The organism is Centipeda noxia ATCC 43541, assembly GCF_000160555.1.
Lineage (GTDB): Bacteria > Bacillota > Negativicutes > Selenomonadales > Selenomonadaceae > Centipeda > Centipeda noxia.
In genome coordinates, this window is record NZ_GG749280.1 from 491,679 (window position 1) to 511,596 (window position 19,918).

General features: G+C 59.9%; 15 protein-coding genes. All 15 read right to left on the reverse strand.

Annotated features, from left to right (window positions below; genetic code table 11):
* Positions 1 to 32: 32 nt before the first annotated feature.
* A complete protein-coding gene (locus HMPREF7545_RS06285; protein WP_006694863.1) occupies positions 33 to 2,762 on the reverse strand; it encodes an O-linked N-acetylglucosamine transferase, SPINDLY family protein in 2,730 nt (909 codons plus the stop codon).
* The gene (locus HMPREF7545_RS06290; protein WP_006694864.1) at positions 2,759 to 5,998 is read right to left on the reverse strand and encodes an O-linked N-acetylglucosamine transferase, SPINDLY family protein; all 3,240 of its coding nucleotides are present in this window, start codon (positions 5,996 to 5,998) and stop codon (positions 2,759 to 2,761) included. The genes HMPREF7545_RS06285 and HMPREF7545_RS06290 overlap by 4 nt, the downstream gene beginning before the upstream one ends.
* The gene (locus tag HMPREF7545_RS06295; protein ID WP_006694865.1) at positions 5,995 to 7,473 is read right to left on the reverse strand and encodes a glycosyltransferase; all 1,479 of its coding nucleotides are present in this window, start codon (positions 7,471 to 7,473) and stop codon (positions 5,995 to 5,997) included. Before HMPREF7545_RS06295 ends, HMPREF7545_RS06290 begins: the two co-directional genes overlap by 4 nt.
* Positions 7,470 to 10,313 carry a glycosyltransferase gene (locus tag HMPREF7545_RS06300; RefSeq protein ID WP_006694866.1) on the reverse strand — a complete coding sequence of 948 codons (2,844 nt, stop codon included), beginning with the start codon at positions 10,311 to 10,313 and terminating at the stop codon, positions 7,470 to 7,472. The genes HMPREF7545_RS06295 and HMPREF7545_RS06300 overlap by 4 nt, the downstream gene beginning before the upstream one ends.
* 121 nt (positions 10,314 to 10,434) lie before the next feature.
* Positions 10,435 to 11,769 carry a flagellin N-terminal helical domain-containing protein gene (locus tag HMPREF7545_RS06305; RefSeq protein WP_006694867.1) on the reverse strand — a complete coding sequence of 445 codons (1,335 nt, stop codon included), beginning with the start codon at positions 11,767 to 11,769 and terminating at the stop codon, positions 10,435 to 10,437.
* 282 nt (positions 11,770 to 12,051) lie between these two features.
* Positions 12,052 to 12,396, reverse strand: a complete 345-nt coding sequence (gene fliT, locus HMPREF7545_RS06310; protein ID WP_006694868.1) for a flagellar protein FliT — start codon at positions 12,394 to 12,396, stop codon at positions 12,052 to 12,054.
* Positions 12,386 to 12,802: a flagellar export chaperone FliS gene (gene fliS / locus HMPREF7545_RS06315; RefSeq protein ID WP_006694869.1), complete on the reverse strand. Its 417-nt coding sequence runs from the start codon at positions 12,800 to 12,802 to the stop codon at positions 12,386 to 12,388. The genes fliT and fliS overlap by 11 nt, the downstream gene beginning before the upstream one ends.
* A gap of 18 nt (positions 12,803 to 12,820) precedes the next feature.
* Complete coding sequence (gene fliD, locus HMPREF7545_RS06320) at positions 12,821 to 14,458, reverse strand: flagellar filament capping protein FliD (RefSeq protein WP_006694870.1); 1,638 nt, start codon at positions 14,456 to 14,458, stop codon at positions 12,821 to 12,823.
* A gap of 21 nt (positions 14,459 to 14,479) precedes the next feature.
* Positions 14,480 to 14,908 (reverse strand): flagellar protein FlaG, encoded by a 429-nt coding sequence (locus tag HMPREF7545_RS06325; protein ID WP_040571247.1) that lies wholly within the window; start codon positions 14,906 to 14,908, stop codon positions 14,480 to 14,482.
* 73 nt (positions 14,909 to 14,981) lie between these two features.
* Positions 14,982 to 15,203, reverse strand: coding sequence for a carbon storage regulator CsrA (gene csrA, locus HMPREF7545_RS06330; RefSeq protein ID WP_006694872.1), 222 nt, complete (start codon positions 15,201 to 15,203; stop codon positions 14,982 to 14,984).
* A complete protein-coding gene (fliW, locus tag HMPREF7545_RS06335) occupies positions 15,203 to 15,649 on the reverse strand; it encodes a flagellar assembly protein FliW (RefSeq protein WP_006694873.1) in 447 nt (148 codons plus the stop codon). The genes csrA and fliW overlap by 1 nt, the downstream gene beginning before the upstream one ends.
* Positions 15,650 to 15,661: 12 nt before the next feature.
* On the reverse strand, positions 15,662 to 16,246 hold the full coding sequence (locus HMPREF7545_RS06340; protein WP_006694874.1) for a DUF6470 family protein: 585 nt from the start codon (positions 16,244 to 16,246) through the stop codon (positions 15,662 to 15,664).
* Positions 16,247 to 16,300: 54 nt separating this feature from the next.
* Positions 16,301 to 17,653: a flagellin N-terminal helical domain-containing protein gene (locus HMPREF7545_RS06345; protein ID WP_006694875.1), complete on the reverse strand. Its 1,353-nt coding sequence runs from the start codon at positions 17,651 to 17,653 to the stop codon at positions 16,301 to 16,303.
* A gap of 11 nt (positions 17,654 to 17,664) precedes the next feature.
* Positions 17,665 to 19,389 carry a flagellar hook-associated protein FlgK gene (gene flgK, locus HMPREF7545_RS06350; RefSeq protein WP_006695948.1) on the reverse strand — a complete coding sequence of 575 codons (1,725 nt, stop codon included), beginning with the start codon at positions 19,387 to 19,389 and terminating at the stop codon, positions 17,665 to 17,667.
* Positions 19,390 to 19,421: 32 nt separating this feature from the next.
* Positions 19,422 to 19,913: a hypothetical protein gene (locus tag HMPREF7545_RS06355; protein ID WP_006694877.1), complete on the reverse strand. Its 492-nt coding sequence runs from the start codon at positions 19,911 to 19,913 to the stop codon at positions 19,422 to 19,424.
* Positions 19,914 to 19,918 lie beyond the last annotated feature (5 nt).

Consider the following 19,918-nt stretch of genomic DNA (forward strand, 5'->3'; position numbering starts at 1 on the left):
CAAGAGACTTCTTCACTGCAGAGAATTCACGTTCAAACGTCTGCCTGCTCTGCGTTCCACTGCGCCCAGATCGCACGGTAGCATTCCTCCATCTCACGAATATAACGCTCCTGATCCATGACCGGAGAGGCCTTCATACGGGGGCGCAGCTCCCGGTGCAGCGCATCCAGCAGATCGAGATTTCCCGCAAGCGCCGCAGCCGTCTCGATATAGTCCTCCAGCCGGTCGGAGGCAAGCTCCGCAAGCCCCATATTCGCAAGGAGACTGTATGTAAAGCGCGTGCTGTGCCGGTCCGTATAGTACGACACAACGGGCACGCCCATATAGAGCGCATCGCAGGTCGTTCCGCCGCCCGGCCATGGAAATGTATCGAGCGCAATATCCACATCGAGATAGCGCAGCATATAGTCCCGCGACGCCCCCTCGAACTGCACGCGGCTCATATCAAAGCCGAGCCGTTTCAGGCGGTCATGCGCCAATACCGCAATGCCGGGCCGTCCGTAGTCGCTGTTCTTCAACAGCAGGCGCGCCGTCGGCACGCGCTCCATAATCCCGCGCCATGCATGCAGCATAGCATCGTGCAGTTTCAGATACTGGTTGAACGAGGCGAACTGAACATATCCTTTCGTGCGCGCAGGGGTTCCCGCCGATGCAGGCAGATGCGTATACCCATTATAGCAGAATTGACTCGTCAGGCGCAGTAATTTTTCGACATAGACGCGTTCACTGCCGCTGCCCTCGGGATCGCAGAAATGATCCGTCACGAAGTAATCCACCGCGGGCAGCCCCGTCGTCGCCATATAGCCGAGTCCCGAGATCTGCACCGGCGCCGGCTTCCACGCGAGCGCGGCGAGTCCGGAGTCCGACGTGTGCCCCCCGAGGTCAAAGAGGATATCGACCTCATCCGCATGGATCTCGCGGGCGATCCGCTCCATGTCCCGTGTATGGTCCGAAAAATCGCGCCACTTTGTCACCAGCGTTTGAAAGAACTTCGAGTATTGGTCCGACTTCCCCAGACTGTAAACATAGACCTCAAACTGCGTGCGGTCAAATCCCGCAAGAAACGGCCAGACAAAGTACTGCATGACATGCTGACGGAAATCGCCCGAAATATAGCCGATGCGTATCTTCTCCTTGACGCGGTGGTTTCGATGGGAGAACTGCTGTATCCCCGGGAAAAGATCCGCATAGCCGAGGCTCTTTTGATACACCTCCTGCGCGGATACATCTGCCGCATTCAGTTTAAAAAGGCCGGCTCCGTAGTAGCAGCGCCGCATAAACACATCCGCTGTTTCCTGCGCATACGCCATCGCATACGCGGACGCCGCCGCAGAGCCGCAGACAAATACGCCGTGGTCTGCGCCCATCTTGAGCAGTATCGTGCGCACATCCGATACGGCGGGGAGTCCGTCTTCGATCAGCGCAAGTCCCTCCTGCGCCCGTGCAAAGATCTCCATGCTCGTCCCGGGCGGCGCGGCGCTGACGACGGAAAGGTAGAGCCGCGCGCCCTCGCGGCCGCGCGGGACACCCTCCGCCGCAAGTGCCCAGCGTCCCGCAAGCGTCGGCATATCGCGAAAGAAATACGCCCATGCGAGATCCAGCCGCTGTTCGGGCCGCAGCTGTTCCATCCCGTCCAATGCATGCGCCGCATGCAGAACCGTATCCCAATCCTCCCGCGCAGAGGCATCTGCGATCACCGCCGCCAGCTCCTCTGCGGGCTCTGCCGCGTCTTTCATGAGTGCCCGCTCATAGGCGCGCTCCACCGAGAACTGGATCGCTCCCGGATCAAAGGCGTCGTGCAGGCGCCAGTGCAGAAGCTCGTGCAGTTCCGAGAGGCGCTGTAGATCAGTGCACAGCGCGCATGCCTGTACGGCAGCTTCCCCGATCGTCTGTGCCGGCGGCACTTTCAGCCGATTCAAAAGATCTGCCGCACGGCGGCCGCGCACAAGAGGCATCGCTGTGAGAAGAGGAACGCCGTGATCTGCGGCACGGCAGACATCAATCAGATCGACGCCCGCACCGAGTGCCAGATCGATCGCATCATAGGACAGTTCGTCCACAAGGTCGAGGGAAGATTCCTCTGTTCCAGCCTCTGCCAAACGGTCAAAATCCTCCGAGGAAAACGCACCCGCGACGGCGGCAGGCAGGATCAGACGAACGCCGCGCATCTGCCGCAGCATCTCCGCGAGCAGCTGCAAAAGCCCCTCTGCCTCGCCCGCGTGCAGGGTTCCGCCGATCCCGATCGTCGGCATGCCCGCATCCAAGAGCGGCGTGCGGTACGCATAGCGCGAAACGAGCTCAAACGGCGCATAGCAATAGGGAAAGACCTCTTTCCCCTCAACGGCGGGAAGCTGTTCGGCAAGCTCTGCGGGGCACATCTCGGCAAGAGAGATTATATGCGGCGCGGGCCGCAGCTCCATAACGCGCCGAATAAGCTCCGTCGGCGTCCCAAGGGAGAGATCGACGAGGAGATCGACCGCATCCCGGCGAATGAGCGCTGCCGCCTCCTCGGCCGAATTCCGGCCGATCTCGCGGAATTCTACCTCCTTGGAAAAGGATTCAACATCTCCGCCGATTCCCGTATGGTAGGCATATACCTCATAGCGCAGCTGATCATATCCGGAAAAGAACGCGGGGAGCAGATCACGTGCCCGCCCCATGCCGAAATCAGCGGAGAGATATCCCAAACGGATCTTTCGGCACATATGATTTTGCGCGGCGTGTTTTTTCCGATGCCCGGCGTGCGCTCTCTTTTTCTTCATTGCCTCTTCCCTTCCGTACGGTCCGACACGCTGTGATATGCCTGTTCCAATGCGCGCATATACCCCTCTTGATCCATGACAGGCGACGTTTCCATCCGCCCGCGCAGGCCGCGGTGCAGTGCGTCCAGTGCCGCGAGATCCCCCGCAAGAGACACCGCGCGTTCGATATAGTCCGCAGGCGTCTGCACGGCAAGATCGGTCTGACCAATATGGGCGAGCAGGGCATAGGAGAACCGTGTGCTCCGCCGCGCTCCGTACATGGTCACCACGGGCACGCCCATGTAGAGCGCATCGCAGGTCGTGCCGCCGCCCGGCCACGGATAGGTGTCGAGCGCGATGTCCACATCGAGATAGCGCTGCATATAGTCCGTCGTCGCAGGCTCCAAAGCCACGCGCCGCAGGTCGAACCCGAGCCGCTTCATCCGCGCCCGCGCAGTCTCTGTCATTGCAGGGGAAAAGAACACCTGCGACTTTATAAGCAGGCGCGCCGTCGGCACACGCTCCATGATCTCCCGCCAAACGGTCAGCATCGCATCCGTATATTTACGGTACTGATTGAAGACGCCGAACGTAATATATCCCCGGCTGCGCGCGGGCGTCTCCGCCGCAGCCGGCAGACCTGCGCGCGGCACGTAGACAAACTGGCTCGGCAGCCGGATCAGTTTCTCGGTGAAATATCGCTCGCTCGTGCCGCCGACCGGATCGCAGACCGCATCCGTCAGGAAGTAATCCACGGCGCGCAGGCCTGACGTCGCCGTATAGCCGAGCCCCATCATCTGCACGGGCGCAGGCCTGCGGGCGAGAACGGGGAGCGCACCGCCCGCCGCATGACCGGCAAGATCGACGAGAATATCGATCTCGTCTTCCTGAATGCACGCGGCGATCTCCTCCGGCGCAGCGCCGCCCAGATCGCGCCATGCCGCCGCATGAGGCCGCAGCGCTGCCGTTGCCTCGTCCGGCTGCGCTGTCAGGCTGTAAGCGTATACATCAAAATGCGCGCGATCGTACATCGTCAGCATCGGCTGGATAAAATGCAGCATCACATTGCGGCGAAAATCCGGAGAAATATACCCAACGCGGATCTTCTTGTGCCGATAGGGCTCCCGTTTCGCGCAGCGCGGAACATCCTCAAAAATTTTCTCATACGCGCAGTGGGCGCGGAACAATTCATCCATATCCGCCTCCTGCGCATTCTGTGCGAGGAGGAACGAACTGTACAGCGACGGATCCGACGGCTCTTCCTCATACGCGCTGCGGTAAAACTCCGCCGCCCGCACATCACCCATACGATAGGCGACGGCGGCCCGCAGCCGCATAAACGCATGCCGCAGAGGCGTGCGCCGCGCTGCAAGATACGCTTCTGCGAGCGCCATTGCCCGCGGCAGATCTCCCTGCCGCTCTACGGCATAGGCATGGAGATAGCACAGCATATCGTCCTGCACGCCGGCAGCAAACGCCGCTTCTGCGCACTCCTGCGCCTCTGCGCATTGCCCCGCCTCGAGCGCCGCAAAGATGCGCGCTCTTATCTCCTGGATGTCTCCACTGATTCTATCGTCACGGACGGGCACCGACTTTAACCGCGCGGCATCTGCATATTCTGCCCAAACGCGCGCATACGCGGCGCCGAGATCCCGCCCGTAGCCCGCAGCGTCCATCACGGGCGACGTCTCCATCATCGCGCGCAGCCCTGCGTGAAGCGCATCCAGCGCGGCGGCATCCTGCGCGAGAGATACGGCGAGCGCGATATAGTCTTCCTCCGTGTGCGCGGCGAGTTCCTTCGCCCCGATATTTTCCAAAAGCGATGCGCCGAAACGGCTGCCGAGGCTCGCCCCCGCGAGCGTCACAACCGGCACACCCATGTAGAGTGCATCGCAGGTCGTGCCGCCGCCCGGATAGGGGAAGGGGTCGAGCGCAATATCCACCCGTGCATAGGCGGCAAGATAATCGGCCGACGCTCCCTCCGCATCGACGCGCACAAGGGGAATCCCTGCCGCCTCGATGCGTCTGAGCGCCTCCCTGCGGCTGTCCGCATAGGAGAACACATCCGTCTTGAGCAGGAGGCGGCTCTCCGGCACGCGCCGCAAAATCTCCGCCCATACGGAAAGCACGCGGTCATTCAGCTTCGTAAAGTTGTTGAAGCTCCCAAAGACAATGCTGCGCCCCGCTGCGGGCGCATGCGCGGGAACGGGAGCCGGATGCAGCGGCTGCCAGCAAAAATGTGAATGCGGCAGCACAAGCAGTTTCTCCGTGAAGCCCTCCGCCGCATTGCCCGCCGCCAGCACGGGATCGGCAAGGAAATAGTCCGCCGTGGGAAGCCCCGTCGAGGCGAAGTAGCCGATGCCCGAGATCTGTACGGGCGCGGGCCGATATGCGAGGATCGGAAGCGTCCTGCCCGCCGTGTGTCCGGCAAGATCGACGAGGATATCGATGCCGTCGCGATAGATCGAACGCGCCGCTTCCTCAGCGGAAAGCTGCGAGAGGTTTCGAAAAACATCCACTGCGTTCCGCACTTTTTCCGTAAACGAGTCCGCGCGGTTCATCGCGTAGACAAACACCTCAAAACGGGCGGGGTCAAGCGCCGTCATCAGCGCATGCGAAAAGGAGAGCACGACATGCTCCCGCACATCGGGCGAAAGATACCCGATGCGGAGCCGCCGCTCCCTTGACCTATTGTGTTTTTCGTGCGTAAACGGCCGCACATCTGCAAAGAGCGCGCCGTATTCCTCTGCCGCGCGGCGATCCTCCGCAAGGGATGCGGGGAGATAGTGCCGATTAAAGAGCACATTGCTCGCGTTGAGCGCACGCAGCGAAAGCTCCTCCGCGGCATCGCGCGCCTGCGCATAATAGTGCACAGCCTCTGCCGCACGTCCGAGAAAGCGCGCGCACTGCCCCGCCAGATTGTATGCCTTCTCCGCAACAGCCGCGGGCAGTCGCTGCTCCAGCAGCGGCGCGAGCAGCGTCAGCGCGCATATCCGCTCGTTTTCCATAACGTGAATCCGCGCCCGCAGGAAAATCGTATAGGGATCATCGGGCGCGAGCGCCGCACGCTGCTGCCACGCAGCAAACGCCTCGTCCGCACGCCCCGCCTCAATGTGAAGCGCCGTCCGAAGACCCGCCGCCTCTGCAGGCTCATATGCCTGCAGCTCCGCGATCCCGTTCTGCGCCTGTGCCTCATCTCCGTGTGCAAGCGCCGCAAAGATGCGCGCGCGCAACACTTCCAACACATCTCTTTTCATCCGCGCATCTCCGCAATCCGTCCGATGCGCCGCCGCATGCGCTGTGCCTCAGGCGCATGTGAGGTTCCTTTGCAGGAGTCCGGCAGGAGGAGCGCCATCGCTGCACGCTGTTCGGGCGAGAATACATCCCCATACGCCGCGGTCACAGCCGCCGCGCGCTCCATATCCTCAATGAGCGAAGCTGCAGCAGCGCAGGCGTCCCCCGCCAGCAGGAAACGGCGGCGCTGATCAAATTTCACGCTGCTGCGGCGATCATAGTAAAGCGACGCCAAGTGAAAAGGGGAACCCGCGAGCACGGATGCGAGAAGTGCCGCATCCGAATCCCGGCGGTAGATCCCGCCGAGCGTCTCGATCACTGCCGCATCGTCTGCTCCGATGCGGTGCAGCATCCGAACGAATCCGGCAAGGAACGGAGCGAAGTGCGGATTGAGGCGCAGCCCCTGCTCATAGAGCAGCACCGCCTCCTCCATATTCCCGCGCAGAGCCGCGGCCTCGCCCATCCGCACATATGCGGACGGCACAAGAATCCCCGAGAAATCCCCCGCGCGGTAATACGCCTCATGCAGGCGAATGCCCTCTCCATACGCATCACATGCCGTTGCAAACCAGCCCTGATCCCACGCATACGTACCGTAGATCAGCGGGAAATCCGCCTTTTCCGGAAATGCTTTCCGCGCCTTATCATATGCCTCCGCAATCTCCGCATCCTCTGCGCCCATCAGGATGAGCGATTGGAGCAGAACCGCATGCGGACGATCCTCCGATCCCACCGGACGGTCCGCGCTGTCCCGCGCCGCGCGCGCGTACTGCGCCGCATGCAGATAGTCCTCCAGCGAATAGTAGCAGTCCATCAGGTGGTATTCGTCCAGTTTATTCCGCTCGCCCTTCGCGCGGCGGGCGAGCAGCAGCTCCAAATCACGCCGCGACTTCTGCTTGATGATGCGCGGCGAATAGCCCGTATGATAGAGCGTCAGCCCGGGCGCCATCATCATCTCCCGCCCGAGATCGCCGCTGAGGTTCTCCACGTGCTCGTGGATGCTGCCCACAAACCGTATGTGCGGCGCGCGGCGGAAGATGCGCTGCACCTTTGCCGTCGTCCCGAGCAGCGCCCCCGTATCCATATCGATGTTGACGAGATGCACGATGAACCCGTCGATCTTCGCGCGCCGATCGTACTCCTCGATCAGAGGACGCACGCGCGGTGCACTCTCCTCCGTAAAGTACTCGTCCGCGTCGGTAAAGACCACCCAGTCGCCCGACGCCGCATCGAGCGCAAAATTCTTTGCCGCAGAAAAATCATTGACCCAGTCGAAGCGCAGCACCTGCGCACCGCCCGCGCGCGCGATCTGCACGGTCGCGTCCGTCGATCCCGTATCGACCACGATCATCTCATCGGCAAAGACGCGCATCGATGCGAGCCAGCGCGGCAGATTTTCCGCCTCATTCTTTGCAATAACGCAGGCAGAGATCTTCATCGTATCAGCTCCAGTAATTCCTTCGACTTTCGGTGCGCCGCGTCCGCAGCGAGCGCCTGCGCCAGATATTCCCGCGCCTTCTCGCGCCCTCCGAGGTGCAGGGAGGCGAGCCCCATCCCATAGAGATCGTCCGCCCCGGATTTCTCCAAACCGGTGCAGCACTCAAATGCCGCAAATGCCGCGCGCCAGCGCTGCGCCGCCGCAAACGACTCCGCCGCCGACCGGAGCGCATCTGCGCCGTATTCTGCAGCGATCTCCAAAAATCGTGCCGCCTGCGCATCATCCGCATGATGAACAAATGCTTCCCGCACGAGTTCATAGCCCTCCATGTTCCCAGGGAGCTCCGCTGCATCCGGCTCATCGTAATGCCGCCAAAACGCCTGCATCGATCCGGGCAGGAGCCCGCGCAGGCGATGGCGAAGATGCATGCTCTCCGCGTGCGCATCGCGCTCCAGATCCAGAAGAATCTCCGGAATCTCGCGCGCATATCCCGCCAGAACAGACACCAGCCGCTGACCGAGAGCCTCCAGCGCAGAGGCGTGCAGTTCCTCATAGAGCGAGGGCTCCGGCACGCGATGCCCCGTCTCCTGTGCGAGCGCCGCACGCGCCTGTTCGGCAAGGCGCAGCCATCCGTAGCTGTCTGCAAAGCGCGCGAGATAGGACAGCGTCTCGGCATCCGTCCCGAGCATCCTGCGCAGTTGCGCCAGAAGCTGCGGCGCGCCGTCTGCCGCATGAAGCTCCGCATAGACATCCAGAGCCTCCTCGCGCGCCGTACCGAGAGAGAGCGCACGCGCCGCTTCCTCCTCTGCCGCAGGAGTATCCCCCGCCTCCATCAACACGCGTGCGCGCGCCGCAGAAACAGCGCCTGCCCATGCGGAGAACTCCGACGCCTCGCCGCTCTCGTCCATCGGATTCTCCCAAAGTGTCAGCGCCCGCGTCAGTTCGCCGCGTGCCGCCGCGTCGCCCGCCGCCGCAAGCAGCAGCCCGAGCCTCCCGTGGAAATCCGGCAGGAGGGGATATGCCTCGCATCCTGCGCGCGCGGCGGCGGTCTGTTCTGCCAGAGATATATTTTCCTTTTCCATCGCATCCAGCAGAAGATGATGGAGATGACTCTGCGCCCCGACGGATCTCACATCCTCGTCCAGCGCCGCACGCGCATAGATGAGTGCTGCCGCATATTGCCCGAGGCCGTAATACGTATCCGCAAGATAACGGCAGTCTCCGGGCTGCAGTCCCGTCTCTTCGATGCGGCGCTCCATCAGCGCGAGATTGCGCTCGTGTTTGGCGCGCATGCGCCCCGCAGAGTAGCCCACGTGACGGATGGAGAGCGCAGCAGGTTCATGATAGAGCACAGGCTCTCCGCCGGCCTTCGTCAGCGCCTCATGCACCCGCCCCTCATAGGAGAGGCCTCGTCCGAGACGCAGGAGGCGGACATGCGGCGCGCGCCCCGTCTCACGATCCCCCGCGTCCTCATCCACGTGCACGATCGGCACCAGCACGGCATCCACATGCGGCATGATCACATCCATCATCGCAAGATACGCACGCACCTCGGTCGGATCGAAGAAGCTCTCGTCCGCGTCCAAAACAGCCGCCCAGTCCCCATTCGCCTCTGCAAGAGAGGCATTGCGCGCGGCCGCAAAATCGTCCTGCCATGCAAAATCAAAAACGCGTGCGCCGGCGGCCTCTGCCATGGAGCGCGTGCCGTCGGTCGATCCCGTATCGACGACGACCCGCTCGTCCGCATAGGCAGCGGCATTCGAGAGCCACGTCTTCATATCCTTCGCATCATTGCGCACAAATACACAGGCAGAGACGCGGAGATTCTCCGCACGCGCAGCGATGCGCCGCCAGATCTCCATCCGCCGCCGCAGCTCCGCCGCCATATCCTCCGTGAAGAGAGAGACTTCCAATCCGCTCTCCTGCGCGGGAGACGAAACTGCCTTCTCCGCCGCCGCAGCCGCCTCAGAATAGCGATGGAGCGCGGCCAGCGCCTCGGCCAGCTCCGCGCACATCTCAGGCAGCTCCGGGAACTCCTGCGCGGCCTGCTCCGCGATCGTCAGACGTTTTTCCCGCAGCTGCGGATGCGTGCCGTAAAGACGCAGCAGAATCCGATACGAACGGGCCGCATAGACGACGGATCTCCGTCCGCGTGCAACATCGAGGAGAGCGTAATGCTCCGCCATTCGTTCATTGCCGAGATTGTCATAGGTCTCCGCGAGATAGCGCCAGCAGCGCTCCGGTGCATCGGTCTGCCGCAGTTCCTCGAGAAGGAGCCGCAGATTGCGCTCTCCCTTTTCCCGAGTCAGCGCGGCGGAGTAGCCCGTATGCACGAGCGTCAGCAGCTCCGGCGCGATAATGCGCGCCGGCGGCACACTGCCGTCCGCGTCGCGCAGCTCCTCATGGATACGCCCCTCATAGCGGCGCCCCTCCCGCCGGCGAAAGATCCGCGGCGCATAGGAGTCGAGCAGCGTTTCCCCCGTCGCCTCGTCGATGTTATGCCAGGGCACCAGAAGGACCTCGCTGCGCTCCGCCTCCGCCTGCTCAACAGCGCAGCGAAGGTTCTCCCGCGTCTCGGCAGAAAAATATTCGTCCGCATCAATAAAGACAATCCAATCGCCTGTCGCATGCGAGAGCGCCGCGTTGCGCGCGGAAGAAAAATCATCTTGCCACACGAAATCATGGACCGCCGCGTGAAAATCCACCGCCGTCTCTGCAACACCTCTGTCTCCTGCTGTCGAGACGACAATGATCTCGTCTGCCGCATCCCGGAGAGACGCGAGAGAGCGGCGAAGCTCATGCGCTTCGTCTTTTGCGATATAACATGCAGAGATCTTCATGCCGCATGACCTTCCTTTCATATAGAAATATTATAAGCGATCTGCTGAAATTTGGCAAAGAAAAAGAACCCCTCCCCGAAGGGAGAGGTTCTTTTTTCCGTAATATTGAGCCGAAGCTGAATTACTGGAGAAGCGAGAGAACTGCCGAGCTATTCTGGTTCGCCTGCGCGAGCATGGACTGCGCAGCCTGGAGCAGCACGTTGTTCTTCGTGTAGTTCGTCATCTCCTTCGCCATGTCCGCATCACGGATCACAGACTCGGAGTTCTGAACGTTCTCGGAAGCCGTCGTGAGGTTCGAGCTCGTGTAAGCGAGGCGGGTCTGGACAGCGCCGATGTTCGCCTGCTCGTCAAGAGCCTTCTGGAGCGCAGTCTCGATCGCGTTGATCGCTGCGTTTGCCTTATCCTGCGTCTGGACGCTGATCACCGAACCGTCGCGGCCCTTCATGCCGAGTGCGAGCGAACGCATATCGGACATGCTGACCTTGATCGCCTGGTTTGCACGCGTGCCAGTCTGGAGGGTAAGAGCATTGTCCTCAGACTTGTTCTCTGCACGAACGCGCTCCGTGAACGCATCGAGTGCATTGTTTGCCGTCTTGCGGAGCGCACCCGTGTTGTCCTTGATCGCGATCGTGAACGAGGAGATCTGGTAGGTTGTACCTGTGCCGGCAGCGCTGATCGAGAGCGCCGACTTGTTGTCTGCCGTGTAGACGCTGTTCTTCGCCTTGTCGAGGCCAATGAAGGCCGAGTTCTGCGTAGAACCGGAAGCAACAGCGGCCGTGCCTGCGAGAGACTCAGCACCGTTGAACGCCGTGCTCTTGATGATATCAGCGAGCGTGTTGGTGCTGCCGACCGAGAACGTCGTCGTGTAGGTGCGGCCCTCACGGACGTAGGAGACCGAGATGCTGTCCGTCGACTGAATGTTGAGGCTCTCATCCGTGCGGCTCTTGAGGTCCGTCAGTGCATCCGTCCAAGAAGCGGACGTGCTCAGCGAAGAGTTCGTGAGAATCGTGCAGGTTGCGGTACCGATGCTGTTGCGCGAACCGTCGACGAGGTACTTGCCGTTGTACGTAGCAAGCGCGTTGTCGTCGATCTGGTCAACCATCTGGTTGATCTCTTTCTGGATCGTACGACGATCCTCATCGGTGTTCGTGTCGTTCGCTGCGTTGATCGCCTTTTCCTTCAGGGTCTTGAGGATCTCAACCGTGCTCGCGACAGCGCCCTCAGCGGTCTTCATCATGCTGTTGCCGTTCTGGGTGTTCTGGTTGTCCTGATCGAGCGAACGGATCTGGACGCGCATACGCTCAGAGATGGCGTAGCCGGAAGCATCATCGCCTGCATCGTTGATCTTCATCCCCGAGGAGACCTTCTGGAGGCTCTTCGCGAGTGCTGACTGATTCTTGTTCAGGATGTTGAGCGTGTTGACCGCCGACATGTTGTTCTTAACTACCATTGCCATGTGTAAATTCCTCCCTGGTGTGGTTCCGGTTGCCCGGAATGAAATGTATGTGCGGACATCCGTGCCCGCTTTCATAATAAGCAAGTGACGCGTCTATCCTTGTTGGCTGCTAGCTAGCCGTCCATGGCAGCCGCACCGCTTGCATATTATCATCTTACACTAAGTATATCGTCAGGAAGAGGACATACTTAAGTACTTGATTGGAAATATTTTACTTTTTTTATGACGGCTTGTCAAGTATTCGCCTCCTATTTATGAGAGACAAATTTGCAAGCCTTAACGTCAATAACGCCGATTGAGATTGCCACCGAGCGGGTTCGCCTCCGTGAGGTCATAGCTGTGCACGGCAGCGTTCTGGCGGCGCGAGCGGTTCAGCCACGCGCGCGCCTTGTACTGGATCTGCATCTCGAGCGGACGGATCTCCGCATCGAGCGCGCCCCATTCCTCCGAGCCGCGGTAGGGATCCGCCGGCAGCTCTTTGAGCATGTCCACGATGCGCTCGCGCTGGTCGACCAGATCAATGAAGGTATCAATCTCTTCTTCGTCAATGAACTTCATCAGCTCATGCGTGAGCACGCGGTATTTTTCCCAAAGGGACTGCGCCGCCTCATATGCTTTATCCGGCATAGACGCCGCTCCCCTCCATCCCCTGCGCTCCCTTCTCTTCGCGCGCCGTCTTCATCGCCTGCACCCATGCATCGCGCAGCTCCGTGATGATGTCGGTCGCTTCCTGGATGATCGCGGGGTCGCTCTTCATATTGCCCTCGACCAGACGATCGTACGCATAATTGTAGAGGGGGAGCAGCTGATGGGAGATCTCGTAGTCCATATTGAGCGTGACACGAAACTCGGAGATGATGTTCTGCGCCTTCTGAAGACAGATGTTTGCGTTCTCGTACTTCTTTTCCGCAAGTGCGTCGACGCCTTCTTTGATAAACTTCAGGCACCCGTTGTAGAGCATGAGGGTCAGCGCCTCAGGCGTCGCCGTCAGCACCTGCTGCTTCTTATATGCTTCCGCAGCACTGTTTACCATATGGGAATCCCCCTTGCATCATTGTGCAGCAAAGAAATTGAACTGCGTCGACAGACGCGAGATCGCAGTCTCCATCGCGTTGTACTTTTTGTAGAGGCTGTCTTCAAACGAGGTCATGAGCTTCTTGAAGTCGCTCATCTGCTTCTCGTAATTCTGAATGAGTCTGCCCAGCTCGCTCATATCGGTCTTGTCCGCTGATATGCCCGCATGGGATTCCAGCGATTTGAGCCGCCCGTTCAGCCGGTTGTAGATACGGGATGCAACGCCGTTGTTGCCGTAGTCGTCGTTCTCGTCATCGAAGGAAATGAGACGGTAAACTGCATCCGGCTCCGCTGCGATCGCGTTCTTGAGCTTTGCCTCATCCAGCTGCAGATGCCCCGTCTGGTCCTTCGCCGTGATGCCGATGGACGAGAGTGTGCTGTAACGCCCCGGAGCGGACTGCACGCGGTTGATGACCGCATCGCGCAGATCGCCGATAATGGAGCGTACATAGCTGTCGCGGAAAAGCAGTCCGGACTTTGCCTTCTCGTTCCACTTGTCGACCTGGTCCTTCGTCATTCCCTCTTCCTGGGATTTCGTGAGGACGCCGTAGTCTCTGTACTTATTCTCGCCGTAGCGCTTCACGAGATCGTCGAGCAGCGCGTTGTACTCCTCGACGAACTTCTTGACGTTCTCGACGGCCTTGTCCTGGTCCTGCGCGATGTTGATCTGCGCCGCAGTCCCCCCTGTCGTCTTCTTGAATGTATACGTAACGCCGTTTACCGTGAGCGTGTTATCCTGCAGGTTGTTGTAGTCGCGTCCGTCGATCTTTACGCGCGCGTTCGTTCCCTGCGTCTCCATGGAGGAGGTTGTCCCGCTTGTCGACAGCGATACCGCCGGGCCGACCGTTCCGCCTGCGACCACACCCATGTTCAGATTATTGAGCAGCGTCGTCGTGTGTGCGGCCGAGGAGGCCGTTGTCTCCACGGACAGATTGATCTTATTCCCGTCGCCGGTCTTGCCGTTAAAGAGCGAGAAACCGTCCGATACGGAGTCATAGCTCGCACGGATGTCGAGCGAGGTCTTCTTGCCCTCCGAATCCGTGTAGCGCGCGTTGTTGATGCGCGCCGCGAGATCGTTGAGCGTCAGATTTTTGGTGAATACCTCTTCTGCCGTAAAGCTCACCGTCGCACTGCCCGTGCCGTTCGAGATCTTAAAGCTGAGCGCCGTATCCCCGGCCGCCATGCCCGCCGGCATTGTCCCGCCCGCAAAGGCGATGTCCCTGAGCTGGATGCCCGTCGATCCCGTATTGGCATGCGTTATCTTCTGCCCCGTAGTCGTCATCAGATAGGCGTTCGTCGCCGCCTGCGTGACCTCGACCGAATGCGCCATGAGGCCTGCGCTCGCATTTGCCGTCGCCGTCACGGCGTCCGCATTCGAGCTCGTCGCGGTCATGGGCTTGGTCGTCGAGCTCAGCCGGTAGTCCGACATCCTGCTGCGGAACGTGTTTACCTTATCGTAAACGTTCGCGTAGGCTTCCTTGCGCCACTCGGTCTCGACTTCCTTCTTATAGATGCGGTCGTATCTTTTCTGCTGGGAGATCATGCCGACCTTGACCAGCGACTCGACGTCAAGACCGGAGCCGGAAAGCCCGTAGATTCCTTTTGTCGATGCCATAATGTTCCTCCTTCCCCTTCCTTAGGCCGTCTTGTCCAAGAATGCGCCGATCCAGTCATGCACCTTGATCATATGCTCGACCATTGCCTCGGGCGGAACTTCGCGCAAAACCTCGCCGGTTTTTTTGTCAAGCATGCGCACAGACATAAAGTTCACTTCTTTATGATACTGGAACTGCAGATTCACGTCGATATTCCGCATGATCTCGTTGAGCTGTTCCGTGATAAACGAGGTCTGCTCCTCTGTGAGCGGCTCGTGCTGCGCTTGTGCGCGCGCATCCTGTTCCTGTTTCTGTGCGGCATCTGCGGCGGACATCTCATTCATCGCCGTCTGCTGCGGCGAATCCTGCACCGACGATTCAGCCGCATTCGGCTGCGGCGCATCGTATCCGTCCATGCTGCTGACGGCAACCGCCGCCAGCATAACATCCTGAACACTTCCTACGGTCATAAGGCACTCCTCCATGTGTACGGGGAACGCATCCGGCGTTCCCGCTCAGTTCTTCCTTGACTCCTCTATATCATTAACTCTTGGGCAATGTGCTGAGGTCAACGTTCGCGGACGCAGCCGCGGCCTTTTGATTTTCCTCTTGAATTGCCCGGTAGATTTCACCGCGGTAGATCTTGACGCTCCGCGGCGCATCAATGGCGATGCGCACATTGTCGCCCTGAACTTCCACGATATTGACGACGACATTGTCGCCGATCATGATCTGCTGTCTGGGTTTGCGTGTGAGTACGAGCATTACTTGTCCTCCTCATCCGCAGGGAACAGGCGGTGCTTCGTCGTATATGGGCTGTGGTCAAGTACGATCTGTTTCGCCTTGCGCGTCTTCGCATTGATCACAATCGGGGCCATCAGATTCGCCGTGAGATCCCGGATCTCCTTTCCGTCGAGCGTGAGAATGGCATAGATCAGCACGTCCTCGGGCGAGGTCAGTTCGAGTTCCTTTTCCACATCGTCGTCGATGGTGAACTCATAGTCCGGAAAGAAGATGAGCGGCATCGTCATCAGAAACGCCAGCTCCGGCGTCTTGACCGACTGGAGGAAGACATACGGACTGCCCTCCTCGTAGGGAATGATGAGGAACTCCCGCTCCTCTTCAAATGCGGGAATCCCTGTCCCGAAATGGATGATTGCATCTTCTGCCGCTTCGATTTCGCCAAAACGGCTCGTGGTAATTTTCTTCATCAAAGACTCCTATTATGCACGTATATCGTATTTGCCTTCGCTGACCCAGCGGTGAATATCGCCCTTCTGCTGCAGATAGGTCTCGATGCTGCCGCGGTTGTAATGGATGCGTGCCTGCGCATCCGTATGCCACTGCGGCGTCGTACGCCCTATGGTCGGCGTGCCGACCGCCTCGCCCACATCAAAACGGATCTCAGGATCCGGAATCGCCTGCGCGACGATGTAGCGGTTCTGATCGGCGATGCTTTTCACATCGTTCCGGATGAATTCGAGCGCCACCTGCCGTCCGGGCTTCGGCCCGTCCTCGGCGAGCGCCCACGCCATCTGCGTATGCTTCGAGGTCCCTCGGCTCACATCGACAAAGCCCTGCTGTCCGTGCTCGCGGGCAAAGTCTGTGTGATTCGTAAAGCCGTAGCTGTGCCGGCTCGGGTAGCTGTCAATGAAGAGCTTCGGCTGCGTTGCGCCCCGGTTGGAGCGGGCCTGCTGCGTCTGCTGCGCATAGCGCGGCTGATTGATACTGCTGTCCAGCGTATTCTTCTGCGCCCGTATCCCGATCATCGGGAGCGTGTGGCGCACATTGAGATAAAGCATGGGCATAATGGGCGTCCTTTCCCGTTATGATAATGCTGAATGCATCAGTGCTTCCGTAATTTACCGCAGATAATCCACGAGCGAGAGCGGCAGGATGCGTGCCCCCATCGAGAGCGACATGCTCATGATCGTCTGCTGCTGCATCATCTTCGTTGCAAGCTCCGCAACGTCCGTCGCGGAGACGTTCGTAATGTCGCGCGTGATGTTCTCGGCATGGTCCGTGAGAATGCTCGTCATATCCGTGTAGAGGCGGCTGCGCGACCCCGTCTCGGTATGGGCCTGCAGCGTGACCTGGTTCGCCACGTCGGCAAGCGTGACGCCGTCGGAACTGAGCCAGCGGGCATCGGCGGACTTTGTCCTCTCGTAGACCGTCAGCATGTTGTTGACCATCGCCGTTCCCGAGGGCTCGTTGCCGGAGTTCTTGTCGTCAAAGAGATCGCGGCCGAAGACATCCACGCCTGTCTTGTTGACTGTATCGGCCGTGGGTTCCGTCGAGCCGTTCTGCTTGACCATCGAGATATAGCGCATGTCGCCGCTGTACGTGACGATCTGCTGGCGAACCGTGGAGAACTTCAGCGTTACGCCGGGGACCGCCGTCGTGTCGCTCCAGTTCGCTCCCATGCCCGGAGCGCCCACCGGATCGTTGACGATCTCTCCCGTGTTTTTGAAGTTGTTCTTGATAAAGTTCGCACCGGTCGTAATGTTGCCGACCCGATCAGCGGTGGAAACTGTGGAACGCCCGCTCGCGACGACATCCTTATAGCCTTCCTGCACGAATTCCTTCGTATAGATATCGCCCGTCAGCGTGTTGAGGTAGTATGTATTGCCGTCGCTGCCGTCGAGGGAAAGCATCTGGTGCAGGAAGTCCGCGCTGTCGTTGTTGCTCGCGTTGTTAAAGAATGCCGCCTGTCGGTCATCCAGGGTCTTTGCAAGGCCGCGCCGGCGCATATCCGCCTCGCTCGTCATCGTGAACGGCTGCTTGAGATCGGCCTGCCCGGAGAAGATATAGCGGTCGCCGAGCTGCGTGTTGCCGAGTGAGATGATCTGCTGCACCCCGGCCTTCATCTCGCGCGCAATGGCGGGCCAGTCGCCGCTTTTTTCATCCTTATCGTCGTTCGCGCCCTGGATCGTCTTTGCCTTGAACGTCTTCTGGATGTCCTCCATGCCGGAGAGTGCCGTCTGTGTCGAATTCATCCACGAGATCCCGGCCTTTACGCTGCTCTGATAGCGATCATTCTCGCTCTCGGAGATATCATACCGCAGATAGCGGGAATAGTCCACCGAATTATCTGAGGGACGATGCAGCTTGCTGCCGTCGCCCTGCTCCATGAGTTTGCTCTTCGTATAGTCCAGTTCGTTCAGATCTTTCTGATACCGCTGCACCATATAGTTGCTGCTGATGCGGATTGCCATGCTGTCACCTCTTACCTTCCGACAACGCCGGTGCTGTTGATCAGCCGGTCAAGCATCTCGTCCATCGACGTGAGCACGCGTGAGCATGCGCCGTAGCCCGTCTGGAACTTGAGCATATTCGTCAGTTCCTCGTTCCAGTCGACCCCGGATGTGGACTGCCGCCACTGTTCGATCTGCGTGATGAGATCGTCCTGCTGCTTGAGTTTCTTGTCCACATTCTCCGCATTTGCGCCGAGATGGCTCATGATGCCGTTGTAGTACTGATTGATCGAAACATTGTTGATCGGGCGCTCCGTTCCCAGCGGGTTCTTTGCGCCCGACGGGTTCGTCACGGCGTCGTACTGTTCAACGTTGAAGAGTTTGCTCAGCTCGACCGCATTCGTACCGTCGCCCGTTCCGTTGACGTTGGCTGTGGCATAGGTGTACCCCATGCCCGCACCGGTAATCGTTCCATTCTCGATCTGACGGGCGGCAACGAGATTCTGCCCGCCCTGTGCCGTCAGCTCATCGCTGACCTTGAGTGCGTTGATGATCTGCATCGAACGCATCTCGTGGATATCGGCAGCGTTGGACGTATCGACCGTCGTGACGGTCGTCGTGCCGGCGGCCGTCGTGCGCGTCACCTGCTGCCCCGTCGCCGTCATCCACCGGTCACCCGTGGTCGGGTCTACGTGCCATGTATAGCGCTCACCCGTATAGTTGCTGCCGGTCGCATTGCTGTGGAACGAGTTCCGGCCGAAGAAATTCATCCATGATGTCGCGTTGTTGTCAATTCCCGCGCCGAGTTTGTGCACATCGTTGAATGTCGTGAGGAGCGTCGCTGCGATGTCGGCAACGTTGTCAATATAGCCCTTGTCCTGCACGATCGTATCCTGCAGGGCTTTGAGGATCCCGCCCTGCGGCACATAGCCGAGGCCGCCCGCCTCCTTGATGCGGATGGTATAGTCCGTAATCCCGTAGCGGTCGTTGTTGATCGGCTCGCTCATCTCGAGGGTGAGACGGTTGTCGCGCTGAACGAGCGTCATGCCGTTCGAGACGACTGTATACTGTCCGTTGGCCTCTTCGTAAACGTTGACATTCGTGATTTCCGAGAGCTTATCCACGAGAAGGTCGCGCTGGTCGCGCAGATCGTTTGCCTTCGCACCGTTCGTCTCGGCAAGCATGATATTCTTGTTGAGCCGCGCTATTTCCTCTGTAATGCCGTTGACCTTGCCGACCTGGATGCGCATCTCATCATACTGTGCCGTGATCTGATCCTGCAGCTGCTTCGCCCCCGTCTTGATGCGGTCGACGAGGTTGTTCCCCTTCGTCAGGACTGCCGTCCGCGACGCCGCATCGCTCGCATAGTCGGAGAGGTTGACCCACGCGCTGTAAAACTGCTGCATCGCATTGAGAATGCCGGTCTTCTTGGCATCATTGAAGATGCTCTCCACTTTATCGTAGTTCGTCTTATAGGTCTTATAGAGATTCTGCGACGAGGTCTCGGACCAATACTGCTTATCGGCGTAGACATTGCGCGCGCGGTTCAGCGCGACCACATCAACGCCGCCGCCGACGTAGACATTCCCATAGAGGGACGGGCGCTCCTGATAGTTCGTCGCCGCGGAGTCAACGCGCTGGCGCGAGTACCCCTCCGTCGAGGCATTCGTGATATTGTGGCCGACGGTATCGAGCGAGAGCTGATTGTTCTGGATGCCCCGCACCATTGTATTGAGTCCGGCAAAAGTTGACCGCATAGATCCCTCACTCTTTCCCTTTATGATTTCGCTTATACGCCTGCATCAAATATTGCAGTCTCGCGCCGCACGCCTGCCGCGGGCCCCGCGATGGGCTGCGAGCGTCCGTAGACATCATCGGCGGCCGTGCCGGAGATGACGTTCAGCTGATAATTGACAAAGTCTGCGCTCTGCTGGAGGAGCTCTCCGCAGACCTGCACCGCGGCGCGCAGTTCGTCATGCCGCAGGGCAGCAGCGTGAAGAACGCGCCCCACAGCGAGCCGCTCGCGCAGATTCGGCTCGCGGTCGATGATATCGGCAAGATTTGCGGCCTGTGCCTGCACAAGCAGGTCCTCCTGCTGCCGAGCCAGCGACCGCACTGCCGCGAGACTGCGCTCCGCCTCTGCCGTAGACTCTGTCATAGCGCCGCCGGACGCGCTCTGCTGGAGCGTGTCCTTGAGCGCGGCAAAGCGGCGCGCGGCCTCCTCGCAGGCGGCAAGCTGCGCCTTTAGAAGCACAAGCGTCTTGCGGGTCTCATTCGTCATCGCCG

Bases quoted from the DNA above. Each gene is read 5' to 3' on its own strand.
- HMPREF7545_RS06285 (WP_006694863.1), bottom strand. From the start codon at position 2,762: ATGAAGAAAAAGAGAGCGCACGCCGGGCATCGGAAAAAACACGCCGCG.
- HMPREF7545_RS06290 (WP_006694864.1), bottom strand. From the start codon at position 5,998: ATGAAAAGAGATGTGTTGGAAGTGTTGCGCGCGCGCATCTTTGCGGCG.
- HMPREF7545_RS06295 (WP_006694865.1), bottom strand. From the start codon at position 7,473: ATGAAGATCTCTGCCTGCGTTATTGCAAAGAATGAGGCGGAAAATCTG.
- HMPREF7545_RS06300 (WP_006694866.1), bottom strand. From the start codon at position 10,313: ATGAAGATCTCTGCATGTTATATCGCAAAAGACGAAGCGCATGAGCTT.
- HMPREF7545_RS06305 (WP_006694867.1), bottom strand. From the start codon at position 11,769: ATGGCAATGGTAGTTAAGAACAACATGTCGGCGGTCAACACGCTCAAC.
- fliT (WP_006694868.1), bottom strand. From the start codon at position 12,396: ATGCCGGATAAAGCATATGAGGCGGCGCAGTCCCTTTGGGAAAAATAC.
- fliS (WP_006694869.1), bottom strand. From the start codon at position 12,802: ATGGTAAACAGTGCTGCGGAAGCATATAAGAAGCAGCAGGTGCTGACG.
- fliD (WP_006694870.1), bottom strand. From the start codon at position 14,458: ATGGCATCGACAAAAGGAATCTACGGGCTTTCCGGCTCCGGTCTTGAC.
- HMPREF7545_RS06325 (WP_040571247.1), bottom strand. From the start codon at position 14,908: ATGACCGTAGGAAGTGTTCAGGATGTTATGCTGGCGGCGGTTGCCGTC.
- csrA (WP_006694872.1), bottom strand. From the start codon at position 15,203: ATGCTCGTACTCACACGCAAACCCAGACAGCAGATCATGATCGGCGAC.
- fliW (WP_006694873.1), bottom strand. From the start codon at position 15,649: ATGAAGAAAATTACCACGAGCCGTTTTGGCGAAATCGAAGCGGCAGAA.
- HMPREF7545_RS06340 (WP_006694874.1), bottom strand. From the start codon at position 16,246: ATGCCCATGCTTTATCTCAATGTGCGCCACACGCTCCCGATGATCGGG.
- HMPREF7545_RS06345 (WP_006694875.1), bottom strand. From the start codon at position 17,653: ATGGCAATCCGCATCAGCAGCAACTATATGGTGCAGCGGTATCAGAAA.
- flgK (WP_006695948.1), bottom strand. From the start codon at position 19,389: ATGCGGTCAACTTTTGCCGGACTCAATACAATGGTGCGGGGCATCCAG.
- HMPREF7545_RS06355 (WP_006694877.1), bottom strand. From the start codon at position 19,913: ATGACGAATGAGACCCGCAAGACGCTTGTGCTTCTAAAGGCGCAGCTT.